Origin of the sequence: Nonomuraea fuscirosea, assembly GCF_035917475.1 — a bacterium.
Taxonomy (GTDB): Bacteria; Actinomycetota; Actinomycetes; order Streptosporangiales; family Streptosporangiaceae; genus Nonomuraea; species Nonomuraea fuscirosea.
In genome coordinates this window covers 10,435,259-10,452,904 of sequence record NZ_CP109074.1, presented here as the reverse complement: position 1 = coordinate 10,452,904, position 17,646 = coordinate 10,435,259, and the positions used below count along the sequence as shown (strand labels likewise).

Here is a 17,646-nt window from a genome sequence, read left to right as displayed (position 1 = left end):
GTCCCGTGCTGGCAGCCTACGACGGAGCCCGCCGTGCTGCCGTACTGACGACCTGTCTGCTCGTCACGACACCACCCCCGCCAGCCTCTCAAGCCGCCGGACGACCTCGTCGATCGGCGTGGACGTGTCGATCTCCACCGTGCACGTCGCCCTGAGCAGCGGCTCGACGTCGGCCAGATCCCGCAGGATGGCCGCACGTTCCTCAGGACGCTTGCCGAAGGGGTTGTTGGTCCTGGTCGCGATCCGGGCCAGCATGATCTCGGCGGGCGCACTGAGCAGGACGACGTGGTCGAAGTGCGGATAGAACCGCCCCTGGTTGGACTTGCAGCCCGCCACGAAGAGGGCGCCCTCACGGTGTTCGGCGAGCAGTTCGCTGATGGCCGGCTCCTGCCACACCCAGTCGGCCGTCCCGTCGGGCAGGGTCTCCCAGCGGCTCCACCGGTCGGTGTCCGTATCGACGGCGCGATGCCCCCTGGCGGCCAGCATCTCCGACGCCGTGGACTTGCCAGTGCCCGACATCCCCGTGATCAGGATCTTCACCATCCTCGAAGTCTGCCCTCAGCCACGTCCGCCGGGCGCGCGCGACGATGAAACTTTCAACATTCGCGCCGGCAATACGGCTCCGCGGGGCCGATCCCCGGCCTGGTGAGCAGACCTCGCCCCGCTCCCCCTGGTCCCTTCGCAGCCCTTAACGCCGGGCCGAATCAGCCGCCCCCGACCCGCCTCTCTGGACGGCCTGGGCCCTCGACCGTACTCTCCGGGCGGGCTCCACCGACATCATTGAAGAGATGAGGTTGGAATTGACACGTTCGCCAGCACGTCGCGCGGCCGGCTCTGTCGCCATCGTCATCGCCACCCTCGCGGCGATCCTGATGCCCGTCACCCCCGCCCACGCCACTTACGGTCCGGACCAGCCCGTTTCCATCACGGTGACCTCGAACGCCGGCCCGCCGCTCATGCTCGCCCAGGTGACCGGCACGGTCGCGTTCGACGACGGGAACACGAAGTTCAGGTACGCGCTCCGGCTGTGCTGGGGCAGCGGGGCCTATCCCAAGCCGAACCTCTACGTCTCCGTCAACGGCAGCAGCACGTTCTATCCGGGCCAGACGAGCACGTCGCCCGCTCCGGCCGGATGCCAGTTGTCGCTGTACCACCACGACGGTGAGTACACCCACCCCTCTACCATCACCAACATCACTGTGTACGTGACGGGGGGCTGGTTCTATCCAGGCCAGACGTACAACAGCCGTACCAAGTCCTTCACCTACGACAACCCGTACAACTGAGTGGCGCTTCGAGCCCGGGCAGGTGGTCTTCGGCCACCTGCCCGGGGCCCGCTGCGAGAGGAGAGTCGCCCGCGCCCCGCATTCGCGCCCACGCCTCGCACTCACCCGCGCATGACACCGCACGGGTCGCCGCACCGGCCGCTCACCGTGCCTCGGGCACCCAGGACCCGTCGACCGGGACGCCGGCCGCCGCGGCGATGCGTTCGCGCGACTCCAGGAGCCGTGCGCGCAGCGCCGGCAGATCCACGCCGAGCAGCCGGCCGTCCCGTTTGACCGCTCTGCCCGCGACGAAGACGCTGTCCACCAGGCCGGGATGACCGGCGGCGACGATGGTGCCGACGGGGTCGCCGACGGGGAAGACGGAAGGGTCCTCGGCGTCGAGCAGGATCAGGTCGGCGTCCTTGCCGACGGTGATGCTGCCGGTCTTCGCCTCCAGCCCGCACGCCCGCGCGCCGTCCACCGTGGCGAAACTGACGACGTCCCGTGTTGTGAGCGTGCCGCGCCCCACGGCATCCCGTGCCGTCAGGCCGCCGTCCACCGGGGTGTGACCGCTGTCCAAGCCACGCTGCACGGCGAAAGCTGTTCGCATGGTGGCGAACATGTCTCCCCCCGCGGACGGGCAGTCGTCGATCGACAACGACGGACGGATCCCGGCGGCCAGCATGCGTCCGGTCTCCGGCCAGCCGATGCCCATCTTCAGCTCGACGTCCGGGCTGATCGACACCGAACAGCCCGCGTCGGCCAGCATTGCCACCTGGTCGTCGGACAGGCCGTTGCCGTGCACGAAGGTCGTACGGTCGTCGAGCAGCCCACGTTCATACATGTCGGCGACCGGGCGGCGGCCGCTGGGCCAGCCGGTGCCGCCGTGCACGTGCACGCTCACCCGCAACCCGAGCTCGCGCGCCAGGGCGACGTCGGCGGCGGTCTCGTCCATGGTGCTCAGTTGCGGCCCGCGCAGGCCCAGCGCCATGCCGTCGTCCGGCAGTTGTGCCCGTACGCGCGTGATCTCCGGCGTGATGTCCGGCCCGATGGCCCCGTAGCAGAACACCGAGCGGCCGGGCGCCTCGCGCAGCGCCTGGATCGCGGCGTCAGCGTTCTCGGGACGGTCGGAGCAGTGGAACCAGTCGAGCATGGTCGTGACCCCCGAGCTCAGCGCCTCGATCCGGCCGAGCAGGTTGCCCAGGTAGACGTCCTCCGGCCGGTAGTGGGGGCGCAGCGTGCCGTGCACGGCGACGTGGTACTGCTCGAACGTCCAACCCGCGCCGATGCCGCGGAACGCGGTCTGCCAGGTGTGCCGGTGGGTGTCCACGAACCCGGGCATCACAATCTTGCCCGTGGCATCCACGACCTCGGCGTCGGCCGCGTCCACGGTCACACCGACCGCGGCGATCCGCCCGTCCTCGATGAGCACGTCCCCTCGCGGCAGATCCCCAATGTCCGGATCCACACTGACCACCATGCCACCCCGCACCACTGTCCTCATGGCCATGCGCGTTCCTTCCCCTAGAAGTTGATGCATCAACTCTAGATCGGTGAAGTTGTCGCGTCAACTGCCCTTCACCAGGTACGATTCCGCCATGCCGGAGACGCTGGAACCCGACGAGTGGAACTTCTGGGATACCTGGATGCGCGCGCAACGCCTGCTCGTCCGCGAACTCGACCGCGCCCTGCAGCGCGACCACGGCATCTCGAAGGCGGAGTTCAGCGTGCTGGTGACGCTGTCGCGAGCGTCAGGCGGGGAGATGCGCGTCGGGGAACTCGTCGATTCCCTCGAATGGGAGAAAAGCCGCGTCTCACACCAGCTCACCCGCATGGAGAACCGCGCCCTCGTGGCACGAACCGAGGGCGGCCCCAGCGGCCGCCGCACCCGCATCGGCCTGACCGCCCAGGGACGCCGCGTCGTCCAGGACGCCGTACGCGGCCACGCCGGCAACATCCGCCGCTACTTTTTCGACTCACTCACCCCCGAGCAGGCGGTGACCATTCGCGAGTGGAGCGAGCAGTTCATCAGCCGCATCGAACCACCCAGCGATAACCCGACGCCCTGAGGACTTCACCACGTTTTACGGACTTAGTGGGCAATTCATTACGCGACCTGAGGGATGCCCGCGAGCGACATGCTGTTGCCGTCCGGATCGAGAACCTCCACATGACGCACGCCATTGGAGTAGGTCTCCACGGGCTCGTGCTCGATGCCGTGTGCGGCCAGCCGGGCCAGAATCTCATCAAGGTCGGTGACACCGAACGTGATCATGGTGCCACCGACGCGTGCGGTCCGCACATCCCGATCGTCGATGACCAGATAAGCGTTCTCACCCACCCGCCACAGGTACTCCTCGCCGATCACCTCGTCCGCCGGCCGCCCGAAGAACACCTCGTACCACTTCAGCGACACCGCCCGATCCCGTACGCACACCACGCTGTGCATGTCCACGCATCCGCTCCTTTCATTTGGCACTCATCAAGGAGACGTCTCCCGCGACCGAAACTCATCGCCGACCGGGAGTGATCGTGAACCACCTTTCGGACAGGTAGCGCACACGATCGTGCACACGAGAGATGCCGAGCGCGCTGTTGTAGGCGGCGAACGGCGGCCATTGGAACACGAATATCGCCAGTTCTTCCAGCAACAGGGCCCGCTCGAACGCGGCGCGGCTTCCGCCGCAACGATCCAGGTAAGCGGTTGTCGCGGCGGGGGAAACGAGGGCGCCGTCCGGCACTGCGCCTCGGTTTCCAGTGAATCGAACAACGGCGGTGTGCGGAGTGGCACCTTGGCCGCCAGTTCCGTGTAGAAGCGCAATTCGCGGCGGGCGCCGTGCAACGCCTCGACGCCAAGGCTCGCGGGCGTGACCTTGAGAAAGGCCGTCCGGCCCTCGAACGTCCGCGCCGAATGCAGACCCGCACCGGAACGTGCATCCGCCGGCTCAGCGTCATCGCGATCGATGGTGATCCCGAACCTACGTACAGCCAGAGAGATGATGTCGGAGCTCACGGAGTGGCCCCTCACGATTCAGGCGGCGAATACCACTGTCCGCTTCTACTCTTCTCCGGTCTCCTGCTTCGGCGCGAACGCGTACGAGAAGGCGATTCCGAGACTCACGGCCATCGACATACCGAGGATGAAGCTGTCCAGCGCGACACCCAGGGCCACGCCCATCGCGATGCCCGGCCACACGCCGACCTTCCAATTGAAGGAGTCCTTACGGTTCGTCATGGTCCGATCCTCGTACAGAAGCGCGTAGCAGCATAGACGTCACAGTCACAAGTACGACATGACAGTTGTCATCCGCGACGGCAACGACAGCCCGCCCCAGGCTCGACGAAGGACCGCCACGATCACTGCCGCACTGGCCAGAAAGCTGATCGACACACAGTTCCCCCAGTGGCTATTGCAGGGACAGGTGGTGGAGCTGAAACCATAGGTACGGCGGCGCCGTTCACGGAGGGCTCCGTCGTACCCCCCGAGAACCGAAGGCGACCCCCCTGACATGCCCCTGTCCTTGAAGTTCGCTCGGAACCTGATCTGGTTCCAGGCGACGATCGCCCTGATCAGCGTCGTTCTGGTCACCCTGGCGCTGACCGCCGGCTTCGACGAGAACCTTGAGCGCCTGCTCTACGCCCCCTCCTACGCCCTGTCGCTCGCGACCGGTTGGCTGGCGAACCGGTGGCGCACCCAGCGCCCGCGGGTCCGGCTCATCACCATCGCCGTCCAGCTCGCGATCCCCTTGTTCGATCTCGTCTACTTCCTGATCGAGGGCACCCTTGATTGGATCATCACCGCACCCTGGTCCGCGCTCATCGTGACTCTGCTCCTGCTTCCTCCGGCGAGAACCTGGTTCACCCCCGCGGTCCAGGAATCGCAGCCGGCGCCACCTGCCGCCGTCTGACGGGTTCGCGGGCGTCGAGAGGACCCGAGACCCGGCCCGATGCCAGCCGGAACAGCGCCAAGAATTATTCATGTGAATTGCAACCGTGACGTGTTTATTGTTGACCTGTGCGGTTTCGGGCCAGGATTCTCGACGACGGGGCGCCGGGGCCTGATTTCGCATAGCAGGACGGCCGTCCCGGGAACGGCCGCGCGCTGATACACCGGTTTCTCCTCTTTTGTGAAGGAATCCGGTACTGACGGCGGCTCGGCTCTTCCGCCGATCATTTAGGCTTTTCGGCCCTCATTAGGGACATCGGAGGAGTTCGTGTCTGGTAAGGGAGCGGGTATCGCGGTCGCTCTCATCGGCGCGGGGGCGGCCATCACCGCGGCGCTCATCACGTCGCGCGCGCCGATCTGTCCTGATTTCATCTGCGGCGACGACAAGGCGACCGTTGATGAGCGGCCCCGTGGCGGGGGCGACAAGCAGATCATCAAGGTGCCCGGGGGCAAGGCGGACGTGGAGGTCACCCCGGGTGAGATCACCTGCACCGCCGAGGGCGGCTGTGACAGCGAGGTGCACATCGAAAGCGTGGGCGACGCCACGCTGAAGGTCACCTACATGGAGATCAGAGGCGACGGCAAGGCGTACTTCAGCCACGACGCCACCTGCGAGCGCAAGAATCTGGCTGCCGGTGTGTCCTGCTCGTTCGGGGTGAGCTTCAGTGCGCCGGCCGAGGGTGGCACGACGCAGGCCACACTGGTCATCCACCACAACGTCGGCCCTCATCCCTCTCTCGTCACCCTTCACGGCGAGGGGGCGGCTCAGCAGCCGACCGACACTCCCACGACGGTTTTTCCGGAGAACGGGTGACCCTCCGGGGCCGCGGCCCGGCGCGGAGGAGCAGGCGGTGGGCCGTCACCGTGCCGCTCATCTTCGGCCCCGACCACGGCCGCCGCCCTGCTCGGCAGCGGGACGGTGTGCGCCGTACGAGCCACACTGGCGATCAGGGCACTTGCCCTCGCAGGCTAACGGCACGACCGTCCCGTCAGCTGCTCAATCGCAGAGCGTTTCTGGCTGGTGAAGCTCAGAAGACACCGACTTTACTCACCACTGCACACAATCTTGCTCGGACTTGTCGAGAAGCGGCGGACCACGTAAGAATCAGTTTCGCGTTCAACTACTTGGTTGGAGCGCCACCGCACGGATGAGGAGAGGCATGAAGCGCACCATCCCCATGCTCGTCACCACCGGCTTACTCGGCGCCACGCTCACCGCCGTCAGTCCCGCGTCCGCAGCCACCTCTTCTGCAGTCGACTGCACCAAAGGCGGCTACACCAGGGTCGTGAACAGCTACGTCCCGACCAACATCGAAAGGCCCGCGATCGACGGCCGCAGCTACAACATCGGCGGCCCGCTGGCGTACACGTACGAGATCTGCCTCGACATCCCGGACAACGAGAGATTCACGATCGAAGTACGGAGCTGGACCAACCAGCAACAGAGTTCGTTCGTGGACGACCGGCCCGGAGACAAGGTCTTCCGCTACTCGATCCCTCCCAACAGCTTCTGGCAGATCTACGGCACGTTGACCGGGCCGGGCAGCACCTACATCTACTACACCTGGCACGAGAAGCAGACCCAGGCCTGACGCGAACCGGGCCGGCCACCTCACTCAGCGACGTGGCCGGCCCGCCATGAGCACGGATGCGGCCGTTTCGGACGACATGACGGATCGGGTCAGGCAGGACCCTCGGCGCGGGCGTGGGCGTCGAGGAGGTGGGCGACCGCTTCGGTCACCTGGACGGCGAACGGGATGTTCAGCCATTCGTCCGGTACGTGCGCGTTCGAGTCCGCGCCGAGCGCGCCCGTGACCACGAACTGCGCCTGCGGGTACCGGCGGCCGAGCAGCTCCATGAACGGGATCCCCCCGCCGATGCCCAGGTTCTGGCACGGCTTGCCGAAGACGCGGTCACCGACCTCCCGCAGCGCCGAGGCCAGCCAGGGGGCCGTGGCCGGCACGTGCCAGCCGTTCATGACCATGTAGTCGCCGACCTCGACCTGCGCCCCGTACGGTACGTCGGTCGTGAGGGTCTTCTCCAGCGCGGCCCGCGCCGCCTCGGCGTCGGCCGTGGGGGGCAGGCGGAAGCTCAGCCGCAGGGATGTCCAGGGGCGCAGCACGGCTCCCGCCACCGCGGGGTCCGGGAGCCCGGCGGCGCCGGTCACGGACAGGGTCGGCCGCCAGGTGTTGTTGAGGACCAGCTCGACATCGTCGTCGGAGACCCGCGTCATCCCCGGGAGCAGCGGGAGCTGGGGCACGGCGACCTCCGGATGGAGCGCGACGAGCTCCGCCGCCTCCGCGCGCCGTTCGTCCGGAATGGGCACCACCATCTCGGCCACCTTGACCTCGCCTGTCTCCGGGTCCTCCACCCGATCGAGCAACTGGCGCATGACGCGGAACGAGCTCGGCGCGATGCCGCTGCCGAGCCCCGAGTGGATGCCCGACTCGAGGATGCGCACCGTGACGGTCGCCTGCACCGCGCCACGCAGGCTGGAGGTCAGCCACAGCCGCTCGTAGTCGCCGCCGCCCCCGTCCAGGCAGACCACCAGCGACACCTCGCCGAGCCGGTCGCCGAGATGCTCCAGGTACGCGGGCAGGTCCGGGCTGCCGGACTCCTCGCCGGTCTCCAGCAGCAGGACCGCGCGGGAGTGTTCGCCGCCTGCCCCGCGTACGGCCTCCAGCGCGGTCGTGGCGGCGTAGCCCGAGTACCCGTCGTCGGCGGCGCCGCGGCCGTAGAGCCTGCCGTCGCGGATCACCGCCTGCCACGGGCCAAGGCCCTCCGACCAGTCGCCGAGCGGCGGCTGCTTGTCGAGGTGCCCGTACAACAGCACGGTCCCGGTCGCCGTCGCGCCCGGCGTCGCGGGCACGTCCACCAGCAGGAGCGGGGCACGGCCGTCGAGCTGCACGACGTCGCACCGCGCGCCGGGCAGACCCCGCGCCGCCACCCAGGCCCGCACGTGCTCGACGGCGGCCCGCAGGTGACCGTTCTCCTCCCAGGCGGCGTCGTAGCCGGCGGACACGGCGGGAATCTCCACCAGACCGGAGAGGCTGGGCAGCACCTCCGTCTTCCAGGATTGGCTGATCGATTCGCGAAGTTTCTGAAGGTCCATGCGGTAATACTGGCCCAACCACCGCACCGCTCACGCACGGCGAGCGCGCTCAATGGCACGCTTGTGGCACGGCGATCATGTCGTCGTCAGGACGGGAGCTCCCACAGGAGGGCATTGATGACGAATGCGATCAAGCGGGTGCCGTTCGATGTGGAAAGCTACAGCCGTCGTTCGCGGACGAGACCGTGCTTCATCTGCACGATGGTCAACGGGGATACTGACCAGCCGGAGGAGATCATCTACGACGACGGCGAGCACATCGCGTTTCTTCCGAACTTCTTCGTACTGCCGGGGTACGTCCTCGTGGCGCCCAAGACCCACATCGAGCACGTCGTCCGAGATCTCACCGAGGATCAGTTCGTCGCAGTGATGAGGGTTGTGCGTCGAATCGCGCTGGCCGTGGAGGCATGCGTGCCGTGCGAGCGGACGTATCTGCTGTCCTTGGGCAGTCAGCAGGGAAACGCCCACCTGCACTGGCATATCGCGGGCCTGCCGCCTGGGGTGCCGTATGAGCAGCAGCAATATCACGCTCTTATGGCAGAGAACGGGGTCATCGAGCGCACTCCTGAGGAGACCACCGCCTTGGCCGCCAGAATACGGAAGGCCTTGGACGCGTAGCTGTCAGCTTGAGCGCCCTTGATGGCACGCGATCATAAGTTCGCCGGCTCCCCATCCGCTGACTGCTGATAGAGCTATGTCGGCGAGGAGTTTTGCAACGCTCCAACCGACTGCCGCCATTCGAGAGCTTCGGCCGTGTCGCGGTACTCCAGGAGATGTTGTCCGGCGATCTTCTGCAGCAGGTCTCGTACCTCGGCCGGCGTGGCGTGGAAGAACTCACGGCGAAGGTTCACCTTGTTGAGCCGCCGATCGCTCAGTTCCGCGTGCAGCCGTGCTTCCAGCTCCACCGCGTCCTCGCTGAAGATCAGTGCGTGTGTGTCGAACCTGAACGGCACCGAAGCGTCGCCCAGCTCGCGAACACGGTCCTCTGGCTCCAGCCGCCGGACGACTGCTCGCCCCTCTCTGGCCATTTGCTTGATACTCGCCTTGACCTCGGAGAGCCGATCTTTGTAGGCCACGGCGTCACTCAGCGGATGCCGGTACTCATAGACCCCCATCTCCTGGAGCAGGACCGTCTCCTCGGTCTGAACGACCCGCGCCTCCATTTCCCGCAGGCGCCGAGTGGCGTCGCTGATGGCGACCTGCAATCCCGCGTGCTCAACATGCAGGGCCTCGGTCATGGCGGCGATACGCATGGCGTCCATTCCGCCCAGACGCTCCACCCATAGGTGTAGCTCACTGTTCTCCTCTTCGAGCCGCTTCTTGCCTCCGAACAGGCCGCCGCCCTTGCGTTCCGGTGGCTGCCGTACGCTCGCGGCCGGTGCCGGCGTCTCCTCCAGAACCCAGAACTCCCACCCGGCCGGAGCAGGAGGCCACGACGGATCCGGCTTCCATTCCCGCGACGGCTTCCACCCGGGAGGCGGGACGGGCCAGCCAGGGGGACAGTTGAATCGGTACTCGGGCATGAGCGCTCCTCACCTGCACACAAAGAGCCGTACACAGGTGAAATAGCTGTGAGCACCACGGGGGTTACACGAAGCGAGTGCACAGCTCCGCGATTGGCGCACTGGTCGCCTCCATGCGCCTCGGGTTCTTCCGCGCGGCTGGCCGTAGCTGGTTGTGGGCGTTGCCCCAGGCAAGGTTGAGATGCTCCGCCAGATCCTCAGCCGTGCCTCCTTGGTTGAGGAGAGCCCGTGCTGCCTGGGCCTGCTTGATCGTGGGCAGGTGCCCGTCGAGGAGGAAGGGGAGCGAGAGTCGCCGTGCCGCTACCTCACGCCACGAGATTCCGGAGGGCCTGCGCACCACCGACACGTTGACCCGTAACGCGTGCTCATTGCCTGGTGGAACGCCGGGCCGATCGACCTCGATGGCGACGTACCGGAACCCGTTCGCCAGGTCGCAGGCGGCGCAGCCGGACGGCCCTCGGCTCAGCCTGCTGCCGCACTCGGTGCAGGCGAGCCGGTCGTAGGCGGCGTCCACCACCCGCCACAGGTGCCTGTTGGCTCGTCGATCACCTCGCCGTCCCAAGCCGGACTCACCCGATTATCGCGTCGGGACCTCACGCCGTAATGGACCGCGGCCGCCGTACCGCTGCAATACCCAACCGGCTCGTCCTCACCCCTCGCCGGTGGCCGCGGCGCGCAGGGCCGCGGCGACGACGCGTTGTCCTTGCGACGGCTCAGGCCTGGTCACGGTCAGAGTGGTACGCCCGGACCACGCGGGGTCGTCGACCTCGACGATGGCGATCCCGGCAGGCAGACCGGGAACGGCGATGCGGGCGACGGTGGTGATGCCGAGTCCGGCGGCGACGAAGCCGAGCCTGGCGTTCCAGTCGCGGATCCGGTGGGCGATCCGGGGCTCCGGCAACGTCGGCCACGCGCCGAACTGCGGGTCGCCCCGCAAACCCGCGCCGACGATCCAGGGCTCGCCGGCCACGTCGTCGACAGTGACGCGCGACCGTCCAGCCAGGCGGTGCCCCAGTGGTACGGCGACGACGCCCATGCCGCTGTCCGTCAGTCGCTCGGTTCTCAGATCGTGCAGGTCGTACTCGGGCAGTCCCTGACCGACGGCGATCACGGCGACGTCGACCCCGCCGGCCCGCACCTGGCGCAGGAGCGCCGGGCTGGAGGCCTCGTGCAGCTCCACGGCCAGCGCGGGGTGCTCGCCGGCGAGCGCGGCCACCGTACGGGGAATGAGCGACCAGGTCGCGGTCGGAAAGGCCCCGAGCCTTACCTGCTCGGCGAGCGTGTCGGAGAGCAGGGCCAGATCGCGGTTCATCGCGTCGAGCTCAGCCAGCACGATGACCGCCCGGCGCGCGACCGCCTCGCCGGCCCGGGTGGCCTCCACCCCACGGGCCTTGCGTACGAACAAGGGCATTCCGGCAGCCGACTCCGCGGCCGCCACTTGCCGGGAGATCGCCGACTGGGTGTAGCCGAGGAGGTCGGCCGCCGCGGTGAAGGATCCGGTTCCGACGACGGCGTGCATGACGCGTAGTGCGGGAACGGTGAACTCCGCCATGCGAGCAACCTAATCCATGCGTACTCCGCATGTCTAATATGCGAAAGACTCGTTTGTGGAATGGCTTGTGCGCCGGGATGCTGGAACCAAGAGGAAACACCTTTGGAAGGGAACGACCCTGATGTCCAAGATCTGGTTCATCACCGGCGCATCGCGGGGCTTCGGCCGCCTGTGGACGGAAGCCGCACTGAATAGAGGTGACCGGGTCGCGGCCACCGCCCGCGACGTCACCGCGCTGGAGCCGCTCGCGCGGCGGTTCGGGGACGCCGTCCTGCCGCTGCCGCTCGACATCACCGACCGGAAGGCGGTGTTCGACTCCGTGGAGCGAGCCGTCGAACGGTTCGGACGTCTCGACGTGGTCGTCAACAACGCCGGCTACGGACTTTTCGGCATGGTCGAAGAACTCACCGAGGCCGAGCTGCGCGCCCAGATGGAGACGAACTTCTTCGGCACCGTCTGGGTCACTCAGGCGGTCCTGCCCGTGCTCCGGGCCCAGCGTTCCGGCCGGATCATGCAGGTCACGAGCGAGGGCGGCGTACGCGCCTACCCCGGGATCGGCGGATACCACGCCTCCAAGTGGGCGGTGGAGGGCCTGTCCGAATCGCTCGCCCAGGAGGTCGCCTCGTTCGGCGTCCATGTGACCGCGGTCGAGCCTGGCCCTTATGCCACGGATTTCGGCGCCGGTACGAGCATGCGAGCCACCGACCGTCACCCCGATTACGCCGCCGTCCACGAGGCGACCGCCAAGGAATGGATCCTGGGCGACCCTGAAGCGACCGCGGACGCGATTCTCGCGATCGCCGACGCCGAGAATCCTCCCCGGCGGATTCTCCTCGGGCACACACTCCCCGAAGTCGAGGACATCTACGCCGAACGGCTTCGCGTGTGGCGGGAGTGGGCATCGGTCACGGAGGCGGCGTTCGGCGAGCGGATCATTCCCGAGCCCGCCTGACGCAAAGGCATGGCTCGACTGGAAGCAGCAGCTGCGGAGCGCATTCTGGGCTTCAAACTCCCTTGAGTGCTGGCGCGGCTCTACGGTGAAACGGTGTGGCGGCTCGTTTCGCGGATCAGATCCAGCCTTCCTCCCAGGCGCGGCGGGCGGCGGCGTGGCGGGAGCCGACGCCCAGTTTGGCCATGGCCGCCGACAGGTAGTTGCGCACCGTGCCGGGCGCGAGGTGCACCTGGGCGGCGATCTCGCTGACCGATGCCCCGGTACGGCAGGCACGCAGCACGTCGAGTTCCCGGTCGGTGAGCGGGCAGGGGCCTTCGGTCAGGGCGGACGCGGCGATGTCGGTGTCGATGTACCGCCGGCCCGCGGCGACGTCGCGGATGATCTCGGCGAGCCGGGACGCCGGCGTGGTCTTGGGCACGAACCCGCTGACGCCGGCCGCCAGGGCGCGGCGCAGCACCCCCGGCCGCGCGTGCCGGGTGACCAGCACGACCCGGGCGCCGGGCAGCGCGGCCATGATCCGTGCGGCGGCATCCAACCCGTCGGCCGGCGGCATCTCCAGGTCGAGCACGGCGATGTCGGGGCGGTGCTCGCGGGCCAGCCGTACCGCGTCGGTGGACGTGGCGGCCTCGGCCACCACGGTGAGGTCGGGTTCCAGCGCCAGCAGCGCGGCCAGGGCGCTGCGCAGCAGGTCCTCGTCGTCGGCGATCAGCAACCGGATCATCGCGCCTCCGCGCTCGCGCCGACCGGCAGGCAGGCGGCCACGACGAAGCTTCCGTGTTCGTGCTCCCAGGTCAGCTCGCCTCCGGCGGCCCGCAGGCGGTCGGCCAGGGTGCGCAGCCCGGTGCCCGCCCCCGAGCCGGGCGGGCCGGTCGCGCCGTCGTTGCGTACCCGCAACCGGGCCAGGCCGTCCGTGAGGCGGTAGTCGACCTCGGCGGCGCGAGCCCGGCTGTGGCGCAGCACGTTGGTGGTGGCCTCTCGCACGACCAGCCCGAGCAGGTGCCGGCACGCGTCGGGGAGCGGCCCGGTGCCCGCGGCGGGCTCGACGTTCATCTGGACCCGGATGTCGGCCGCGGCGAGCACCCGGCCCGCGTTGGCCAGCTCCGCCTCCAGCGTCGTACGGCGGTAGCCCTGCACGACGGCCCGCGTGTCCGAGAGCGCGTCGGTGGCGAGCCGCTGCACCTCCAGCATCTCCGCGGTCGCGCGGGCCGGGTCGGCCGCCGCCAGCCGGGCGGCCAGTTCGCTCTTGCGCGCGATCACCTGTAGGTGGTGACCCTGGATGTCGTGCAGGTCGGCGGCGAACCGCAGCCGTTCCCGGGTGACGGCCAGCTCCCCGTCGAGGCGCCGCGCCGCGTTCAGCCGTTCCGCGATGTCCCACGCCCACAGCGACCCGAGCGTGACCCAGGCGCTGAACGCGACCAGTCCCGGCGGGAACAGCACCGCGCGTACCGGGTCGTCGCCTCCCGCGACCGCGCCCGGCACGGCCGCGGCGGCCATCGCCACGGCGATCAGCGCCCACCGGCGCGGCGGCGGCAGGAACGTCGCGACGACCGACACCGTCATCGCCGGGGCCAACGCCCACAGCGCGTCGTCCCGTACGGCCAGCAGAACGCCCCCGAGCGTGGCCGTACCGGCTGCGCTCGCGGCCATCCACGCCAGGAGCGGGCGGCCGGGGCGCTCGCCGGGTGCGGTGGCGGGGTCGAACGCCAGCCGGCGGTGCAGCAGCACCGCGCAGCACACGGCTGTCACGGCCAGCGCGGCGGCGCCCGCACCCCTGGCCCAGACCGGTACGCCGGAGGCCAGGAGCCCCGCGCCGGCCACGGCGACCAAGAAGAACGCGGTGCTGCCGGTGAGGCTCCACCAGGTGTAGCGGCGGAAACTCCGAAGTGCCGCCGTCCCGCCGTCGGTCCCGTGGTCGCGCACGCAGTCATTGTGACAGCACGCCGCGTCGCGGGCCGGTCGCGATTTCCGCCGCGGTCGTTTCATGACAGTTGTCACGAGATTTAGTGACAAAGCCACGCGCACGCCTGTGGTTTCGGCACTACTGGCGGCCGCCTCCAGCGGCCAGGCTGAGCGCGGTAGATGCCCGGCCCCGTAGGGAGGAACCGCATGGACGGCCCGCCCGCGCACCCCGATCCGTCACCTGTCACCCCATCACCCCACCAGGAGGTCTCCATGGCGAGCGTGTCCCATGGACGCGGGCATCGGGTCCGCCGGTTGCTCGACCGCTGGCCCACGGCGCTGGCTCTGGCGCTGTCCGCGGCGACCTTCGGCGGCACCGAGTCGGACGCGGCGGTGGCGTCGTTCGCGTCGATCCTCGTGCTCCTGCCGTTGCTGTACCTGGTGGTCGCCAAGCTGGAGGCGCGCCGCGCGACGTGGCCGCTGCTCGTGGGCGGGCTGGCCGGCGTCGTCGCGCTGCGCGCGCTGGAGGTGATCGAACCGGCCGTCGTGTTTTCCGCCCTCGCGCTGATCGTCCTGCTCTGGAGCGTCGTGGACGGGCACGTTTTCCGGTCCGGGACGTTCCGGGTGCAGGCGCTGGGGATGCTCGCCTTCGGTGCGCTCGGGCTGATCGGGCTGGCCGTGGATCCGGATCTGGGCCGTTACCTGGTGGCGGCCGGATGGTTCTGCCACGGCGTCTGGGACTTCGTCCACCTGCGGCGGGACAAGGTGGTGGCCCGGTCCTTCGCCGAATGGTGCGGCGTCATCGACGTCGTGATCGCCGCAGAGTTGATCTTCAGGTGGTAGGCCAGGGCCGGGGAAGAACGGGGCGGCCGCTTTGGTTGGATCCGCACTCGCATATGGAGAACCACTTCTGGAAGTCGATGATGTCGTCGAGCGGGAGTTCGGTGAGTTGCTCCTCCAGCCGGATCAGGCGCGCCTTCCTGGTGCCGGTCTCCTGGGCCGACTGTTCGATGAGTGCCCAGAACGCATCCTCGTACCTGGGCGGATGATCGTATGAGCGGTCAGTTCTGCCCAGAGCCGGTGCGGCGGCGTGGCAACCCTGGTCGGTGCGTTCGGTTGGTACGGCAGGGTCGGCGTGCGGTGGCCGGCCCGGTGTCGCGTCACCGTCCGGGACCGGCCCTCAGGCCGCACATGCGGAGCACCGGAGGGCTTCTTGCGCCCGCCGAATGACGTTTGACGCCGCCCTCCCACCGGGGCATGATCTCTACTTCGAGATTCATCCAGAGGATCCGAGGGACCTGGCCCAGCGACGGTCCGGCAACCTGCCCGAAGAAAGGGAAAGGTGCCAACGCCAGGAACGATGAGGAGGGCTCGATGAGCCTGGGGCTTGATGTTCCTTTGCTGCATGGATCGCTCGTTCGGCTGGAGCCACTCGCGATGAGCCACGCGTCGGATCTGAGGCGGGCCGCGGAAGAGGACCGTTCCTCTTACGGTTTCACCTTGGTTCCCCATGCCGCTGAGGTGGAGGCGTACCTGGCGGCCCAGTTCGCTCGTGAGAGCGACGGGCTGACTCCCTTCGCACAGGTTCGGGTGCGCGACGAGATGGCGGTGGGATGCACGGCGTTCTGGGATCCCCGAACATGGCCGGATCGGCAGGATCTGCGCGCCATCGAGGTCGGCTGGACATGGCTCGCGGCATCCGCACAGGGCACCGGAATCAATGCCGAGGCGAAGCTCCTCCTTTTCACGTATGCGTTCGAGACGTTGGGCGTGGCCCGCGTCGACCTGAAGACGGACGCCCGCAACCAGCGGTCGCGCCAGGCGATTGAGAACCTCGGCGCATGCTTCGAGGGCGTGCTGCGCAGTTGGTCACCCTCCTGGGCGCCTGGCGAAGCGGGGTTGCTGCGAGACTCGGCCATGTTCTCTGTGGTCGCTGCTGAGTGGCCGACCGTCAAGCAGGCGCTGCGTGCTCGCCTCGCCAATGCGAGCACCGGGTAGTTCGGGCGTCTTTCCCAGTGACCGGACAGCGCGAGTTGCCTGGGTCGGCGACGAATAAGGCGGACGGGCTGCCCCACCGTCCTCAGCACCGGAAGCGGCGGGCAGCGCAGGCGTAGCCTGCGCCTTCCAGGAGTAGCGTCTGAGCGGAGCGAAGGCCTGCACGGGGTCGAGGCTTGGCTCGACTGGGAGTAGCGGCTGAGCTCCGTGCGCGAAGCGCCCCATCGTGATGACCTTGCGTGCCGGAGGCGCGCTGCAAAGAAGGCAGCCCGAGCGGAGCGAGGACCGCTCGGGGCGGGGTCCCGGGAGGCAACCACGACATCGGGCAACGGGTGGGTGGCTGAGGGCCACCTACCCGAGCCGCTTCGATAGTGGAGCCTAGGAGATTCGAACTCCTGACTTCCTGCTTGCAAAGCAGGCGCTCTGCCAACTGAGCTAAGGCCCCTTCGACGAAGATAGCTTACCGGGCGGTGGAAGCTACCTGCGTCGTACCAAGGTCATCGCTCAGGACCAGATTCGGGAAGTCGGCGATCGAGTCGAGGATGTGGGTTGCGCCGCCCTTGAGCAGGCGTTCCTTGCTGTGGACGCCGGTCATCACCCCGGCCACGATGGAGGCGCCGGCGCGTTTGCCGCAGAGCATGTCGCTTTCCGAGTCGCCGATCACGGCCACCTGGCGGACGTCGGGGACTCCTGAGCGGAGGACCGCGTGGAGGACCATGTCGGGCCAGGGGCGGCCGCGGCCGCCGGCGTCTTCGGGGGAGATGGCCAGGTCGATCTTGTCGTGCCAGCCGAGGACGCTCAGGATGCGGCTCAGGGTGGTGCGGCTGAAGCCGGTGATGAGGGCTAGTTTGATGCCGTTGCCACGGAGTTTGTCGAGGACCTCCATGACTCCGGGCATGGGTACGAGACCCGCCCGCTCCAGCGCTCCCTCGTAGGAGCGTTCGAACGTCAGGTTCGCGGCCTGTGCCTGGGCCTCGTTGCCGGGGAAGATCCCACGGAAGACATCGATCTTGGGGCAGCCCCGGGACCGGTGCACGTGAACCATGGCTCGCGCGTACGCTCCGGTCCCGGGCACTATGCCCTGGGTCGCGATCGCCTCGGCAAAGGCGCGCTCGACCATGGCGATGTCACCGACTGTGGTGCCTGCCAGGTCCAGGCACACCAGCTTGATGGGGACGACGTCACTCATCGCCTCGCCGGTCGGTTAGTTCTCGCTGCCGGTCGCCTCGGTCCAGAGATCGAGCTCTGCGCGGTCGGCCTGCACCTTACGCCAGATCAGCAACCCCCCAAGGGCGATCAGCGCCAGAACGAGCAGCTTCTTCACGGTGTGACCCCACTTCTTCGACGGTCTCACCTGCCGGGGTGAGACCCAACGGTTGACAAGCAGCCTAGCAAGGGATGG

24 protein-coding genes, 1 tRNA gene and 1 riboswitch are annotated in these 17,646 nt (G+C 68.3%); of the genes, 10 read left to right on the top strand and 15 right to left on the bottom strand.

What is annotated here, in order from left to right; translation table 11 throughout:
* Positions 1-63 precede the first annotated feature (63 nt).
* Complete coding sequence (locus OIE67_RS48045; protein WP_326633199.1) at positions 64-543, bottom strand: AAA family ATPase; 480 nt, start codon at positions 541-543, stop codon at positions 64-66.
* Positions 544-788: 245 nt separating this feature from the next.
* Here OIE67_RS48045 and OIE67_RS48040 point away from each other — a divergent pair, with 245 nt between their 5' ends.
* Positions 789-1,286 (top strand): hypothetical protein, encoded by a 498-nt coding sequence (locus OIE67_RS48040; RefSeq protein ID WP_146178437.1) that lies wholly within the window; start codon positions 789-791, stop codon positions 1,284-1,286.
* 142 nt (positions 1,287-1,428) lie between these two features.
* Here the strand turns inward: OIE67_RS48040 and OIE67_RS48035 are convergent, their stop codons facing one another.
* Positions 1,429-2,775 (bottom strand): amidohydrolase family protein, encoded by a 1,347-nt coding sequence (locus OIE67_RS48035; RefSeq protein WP_326633197.1) that lies wholly within the window; start codon positions 2,773-2,775, stop codon positions 1,429-1,431.
* 88 nt (positions 2,776-2,863) lie between these two features.
* Here OIE67_RS48035 and OIE67_RS48030 point away from each other — a divergent pair, with 88 nt between their 5' ends.
* On the top strand, positions 2,864-3,334 hold the full coding sequence (locus OIE67_RS48030; RefSeq protein WP_326633194.1) for a MarR family winged helix-turn-helix transcriptional regulator: 471 nt from the start codon (positions 2,864-2,866) through the stop codon (positions 3,332-3,334).
* Positions 3,335-3,372: 38 nt separating this feature from the next.
* On the opposite strand, the gene OIE67_RS48025 is transcribed toward OIE67_RS48030, so the two are convergent.
* The 3 genes from OIE67_RS48025 to OIE67_RS48015 all read right to left on the bottom strand — a co-directional run bounded on the left by OIE67_RS48025 (position 3,373) and on the right by OIE67_RS48015 (position 4,500).
* Complete coding sequence (locus tag OIE67_RS48025) at positions 3,373-3,714, bottom strand: VOC family protein (protein ID WP_326633192.1); 342 nt, start codon at positions 3,712-3,714, stop codon at positions 3,373-3,375.
* A 61-nt stretch (positions 3,715-3,775) separates the two neighbouring features.
* Entirely contained in the window at positions 3,776-4,006 is a 231-nt protein-coding gene (locus tag OIE67_RS48020) for a hypothetical protein (RefSeq protein WP_326633190.1), read from the bottom strand.
* Between the two features lie 317 nt (positions 4,007-4,323).
* Positions 4,324-4,500, bottom strand: a complete 177-nt coding sequence (locus OIE67_RS48015) for a hypothetical protein (protein WP_326633188.1) — start codon at positions 4,498-4,500, stop codon at positions 4,324-4,326.
* 58 nt (positions 4,501-4,558) lie between these two features.
* Here OIE67_RS48015 and OIE67_RS48010 point away from each other — a divergent pair, with 58 nt between their 5' ends.
* From OIE67_RS48010 to OIE67_RS47995, 4 genes are all read left to right on the top strand, one after another.
* Positions 4,559-4,708 carry a hypothetical protein gene (locus OIE67_RS48010; protein ID WP_326633186.1) on the top strand — a complete coding sequence of 50 codons (150 nt, stop codon included), beginning with the start codon at positions 4,559-4,561 and terminating at the stop codon, positions 4,706-4,708.
* Between the two features lie 78 nt (positions 4,709-4,786).
* A complete protein-coding gene (locus OIE67_RS48005) occupies positions 4,787-5,173 on the top strand; it encodes a hypothetical protein (RefSeq protein WP_326633184.1) in 387 nt (128 codons plus the stop codon).
* A 306-nt stretch (positions 5,174-5,479) separates the two neighbouring features.
* Positions 5,480-6,025 (top strand): hypothetical protein, encoded by a 546-nt coding sequence (locus OIE67_RS48000; protein WP_326633182.1) that lies wholly within the window; start codon positions 5,480-5,482, stop codon positions 6,023-6,025.
* A 346-nt stretch (positions 6,026-6,371) separates the two neighbouring features.
* On the top strand, positions 6,372-6,803 hold the full coding sequence (locus OIE67_RS47995) for a hypothetical protein (RefSeq protein ID WP_326633180.1): 432 nt from the start codon (positions 6,372-6,374) through the stop codon (positions 6,801-6,803).
* A gap of 89 nt (positions 6,804-6,892) precedes the next feature.
* On the opposite strand, the gene OIE67_RS47990 is transcribed toward OIE67_RS47995, so the two are convergent.
* On the bottom strand, positions 6,893-8,323 hold the full coding sequence (locus tag OIE67_RS47990) for a M20/M25/M40 family metallo-hydrolase (protein ID WP_326633178.1): 1,431 nt from the start codon (positions 8,321-8,323) through the stop codon (positions 6,893-6,895).
* Between the two features lie 117 nt (positions 8,324-8,440).
* On the opposite strand from OIE67_RS47990, the gene OIE67_RS47985 reads away from it, so the two are divergent.
* Positions 8,441-8,941, top strand: coding sequence for an HIT family protein (locus OIE67_RS47985; RefSeq protein ID WP_326633176.1), 501 nt, complete (start codon positions 8,441-8,443; stop codon positions 8,939-8,941).
* A 74-nt stretch (positions 8,942-9,015) separates the two neighbouring features.
* Here the strand turns inward: OIE67_RS47985 and OIE67_RS47980 are convergent, their stop codons facing one another.
* The 3 genes from OIE67_RS47980 to OIE67_RS47970 all read right to left on the bottom strand — a co-directional run bounded on the left by OIE67_RS47980 (position 9,016) and on the right by OIE67_RS47970 (position 11,398).
* Positions 9,016-9,846, bottom strand: a complete 831-nt coding sequence (locus OIE67_RS47980) for a GIY-YIG nuclease family protein (RefSeq protein WP_326633174.1) — start codon at positions 9,844-9,846, stop codon at positions 9,016-9,018.
* Positions 9,847-9,910: 64 nt separating this feature from the next.
* Positions 9,911-10,360: a hypothetical protein gene (locus tag OIE67_RS47975; RefSeq protein ID WP_326633172.1), complete on the bottom strand. Its 450-nt coding sequence runs from the start codon at positions 10,358-10,360 to the stop codon at positions 9,911-9,913.
* Positions 10,361-10,495: 135 nt separating this feature from the next.
* Entirely contained in the window at positions 10,496-11,398 is a 903-nt protein-coding gene (locus tag OIE67_RS47970) for a LysR family transcriptional regulator (protein WP_326633169.1), read from the bottom strand.
* Between the two features lie 121 nt (positions 11,399-11,519).
* Between OIE67_RS47970 and OIE67_RS47965 the strand changes: the two genes are divergently transcribed.
* Positions 11,520-12,350, top strand: a complete 831-nt coding sequence (locus OIE67_RS47965; RefSeq protein ID WP_326633167.1) for an SDR family NAD(P)-dependent oxidoreductase — start codon at positions 11,520-11,522, stop codon at positions 12,348-12,350.
* A gap of 115 nt (positions 12,351-12,465) precedes the next feature.
* Here OIE67_RS47965 and OIE67_RS47960 read toward each other — a convergent pair whose 3' ends face one another.
* Both OIE67_RS47960 and OIE67_RS47955 read right to left on the bottom strand, forming a co-directional pair.
* Positions 12,466-13,071 carry a response regulator transcription factor gene (locus tag OIE67_RS47960; protein ID WP_106247306.1) on the bottom strand — a complete coding sequence of 202 codons (606 nt, stop codon included), beginning with the start codon at positions 13,069-13,071 and terminating at the stop codon, positions 12,466-12,468.
* Complete coding sequence (locus OIE67_RS47955) at positions 13,068-14,270, bottom strand: sensor histidine kinase (protein WP_326633162.1); 1,203 nt, start codon at positions 14,268-14,270, stop codon at positions 13,068-13,070. The genes OIE67_RS47960 and OIE67_RS47955 overlap by 4 nt, the downstream gene beginning before the upstream one ends.
* Before the next feature lie 186 nt (positions 14,271-14,456).
* Here OIE67_RS47955 and OIE67_RS47950 point away from each other — a divergent pair, with 186 nt between their 5' ends.
* Positions 14,457-15,092 (top strand): hypothetical protein, encoded by a 636-nt coding sequence (locus tag OIE67_RS47950; protein WP_326633160.1) that lies wholly within the window; start codon positions 14,457-14,459, stop codon positions 15,090-15,092.
* On the opposite strand, the gene OIE67_RS55685 is transcribed toward OIE67_RS47950, so the two are convergent.
* Complete coding sequence (locus tag OIE67_RS55685) at positions 15,082-15,324, bottom strand: DUF4240 domain-containing protein (RefSeq protein WP_407674937.1); 243 nt, start codon at positions 15,322-15,324, stop codon at positions 15,082-15,084. The two genes, OIE67_RS47950 and OIE67_RS55685, sit on opposite strands and share 11 nt — an antisense overlap.
* A 198-nt stretch (positions 15,325-15,522) precedes the next feature.
* A riboswitch (SAM riboswitch) is annotated at positions 15,523-15,616 on the top strand.
* A 7-nt stretch (positions 15,617-15,623) separates the two neighbouring features.
* Here OIE67_RS55685 and OIE67_RS47945 point away from each other — a divergent pair.
* Positions 15,624-16,247 (top strand): GNAT family N-acetyltransferase, encoded by a 624-nt coding sequence (locus OIE67_RS47945; protein ID WP_326633158.1) that lies wholly within the window; start codon positions 15,624-15,626, stop codon positions 16,245-16,247.
* Positions 16,248-16,616: 369 nt separating this feature from the next.
* Here the strand turns inward: OIE67_RS47945 and OIE67_RS47940 are convergent.
* From OIE67_RS47940 to OIE67_RS47930, 3 genes are all read right to left on the bottom strand, one after another.
* A tRNA-Ala gene (locus OIE67_RS47940) sits at positions 16,617-16,689 on the bottom strand.
* Between the two features lie 15 nt (positions 16,690-16,704).
* Positions 16,705-17,433 carry an HAD-IA family hydrolase gene (locus OIE67_RS47935; RefSeq protein WP_106252653.1) on the bottom strand — a complete coding sequence of 243 codons (729 nt, stop codon included), beginning with the start codon at positions 17,431-17,433 and terminating at the stop codon, positions 16,705-16,707.
* Positions 17,434-17,448: 15 nt separating this feature from the next.
* Entirely contained in the window at positions 17,449-17,568 is a 120-nt protein-coding gene (locus tag OIE67_RS47930; protein ID WP_020542320.1) for a DLW-39 family protein, read from the bottom strand.
* Positions 17,569-17,646: the final 78 nt, after the last annotated feature.

Excerpts from the sequence above, each read along its gene's own strand:
- OIE67_RS48045 (WP_326633199.1), bottom strand. The coding sequence starts at position 543 with ATGGTGAAGATCCTGATCACGGGGATGTCGGGCACTGGCAAGTCCACG.
- OIE67_RS48040 (WP_146178437.1), top strand. The coding sequence starts at position 789 with ATGAGGTTGGAATTGACACGTTCGCCAGCACGTCGCGCGGCCGGCTCT.
- OIE67_RS48035 (WP_326633197.1), bottom strand. The coding sequence starts at position 2,775 with ATGGCCATGAGGACAGTGGTGCGGGGTGGCATGGTGGTCAGTGTGGAT.
- OIE67_RS48030 (WP_326633194.1), top strand. The coding sequence starts at position 2,864 with ATGCCGGAGACGCTGGAACCCGACGAGTGGAACTTCTGGGATACCTGG.
- OIE67_RS48025 (WP_326633192.1), bottom strand. The coding sequence starts at position 3,714 with ATGCACAGCGTGGTGTGCGTACGGGATCGGGCGGTGTCGCTGAAGTGG.
- OIE67_RS48015 (WP_326633188.1), bottom strand. The coding sequence starts at position 4,500 with ATGACGAACCGTAAGGACTCCTTCAATTGGAAGGTCGGCGTGTGGCCG.
- OIE67_RS48010 (WP_326633186.1), top strand. The coding sequence starts at position 4,559 with ATGACAGTTGTCATCCGCGACGGCAACGACAGCCCGCCCCAGGCTCGA.
- OIE67_RS47995 (WP_326633180.1), top strand. The coding sequence starts at position 6,372 with ATGAAGCGCACCATCCCCATGCTCGTCACCACCGGCTTACTCGGCGCC.
- OIE67_RS47990 (WP_326633178.1), bottom strand. The coding sequence starts at position 8,323 with ATGGACCTTCAGAAACTTCGCGAATCGATCAGCCAATCCTGGAAGACG.
- OIE67_RS47985 (WP_326633176.1), top strand. The coding sequence starts at position 8,441 with ATGACGAATGCGATCAAGCGGGTGCCGTTCGATGTGGAAAGCTACAGC.
- OIE67_RS47980 (WP_326633174.1), bottom strand. The coding sequence starts at position 9,846 with ATGCCCGAGTACCGATTCAACTGTCCCCCTGGCTGGCCCGTCCCGCCT.
- OIE67_RS47970 (WP_326633169.1), bottom strand. The coding sequence starts at position 11,398 with ATGGCGGAGTTCACCGTTCCCGCACTACGCGTCATGCACGCCGTCGTC.
- OIE67_RS47965 (WP_326633167.1), top strand. The coding sequence starts at position 11,520 with ATGTCCAAGATCTGGTTCATCACCGGCGCATCGCGGGGCTTCGGCCGC.
- OIE67_RS47960 (WP_106247306.1), bottom strand. The coding sequence starts at position 13,071 with ATGATCCGGTTGCTGATCGCCGACGACGAGGACCTGCTGCGCAGCGCC.
- OIE67_RS47950 (WP_326633160.1), top strand. The coding sequence starts at position 14,457 with ATGGACGGCCCGCCCGCGCACCCCGATCCGTCACCTGTCACCCCATCA.
- OIE67_RS47945 (WP_326633158.1), top strand. The coding sequence starts at position 15,624 with ATGAGCCTGGGGCTTGATGTTCCTTTGCTGCATGGATCGCTCGTTCGG.
- OIE67_RS47935 (WP_106252653.1), bottom strand. The coding sequence starts at position 17,433 with ATGAGTGACGTCGTCCCCATCAAGCTGGTGTGCCTGGACCTGGCAGGC.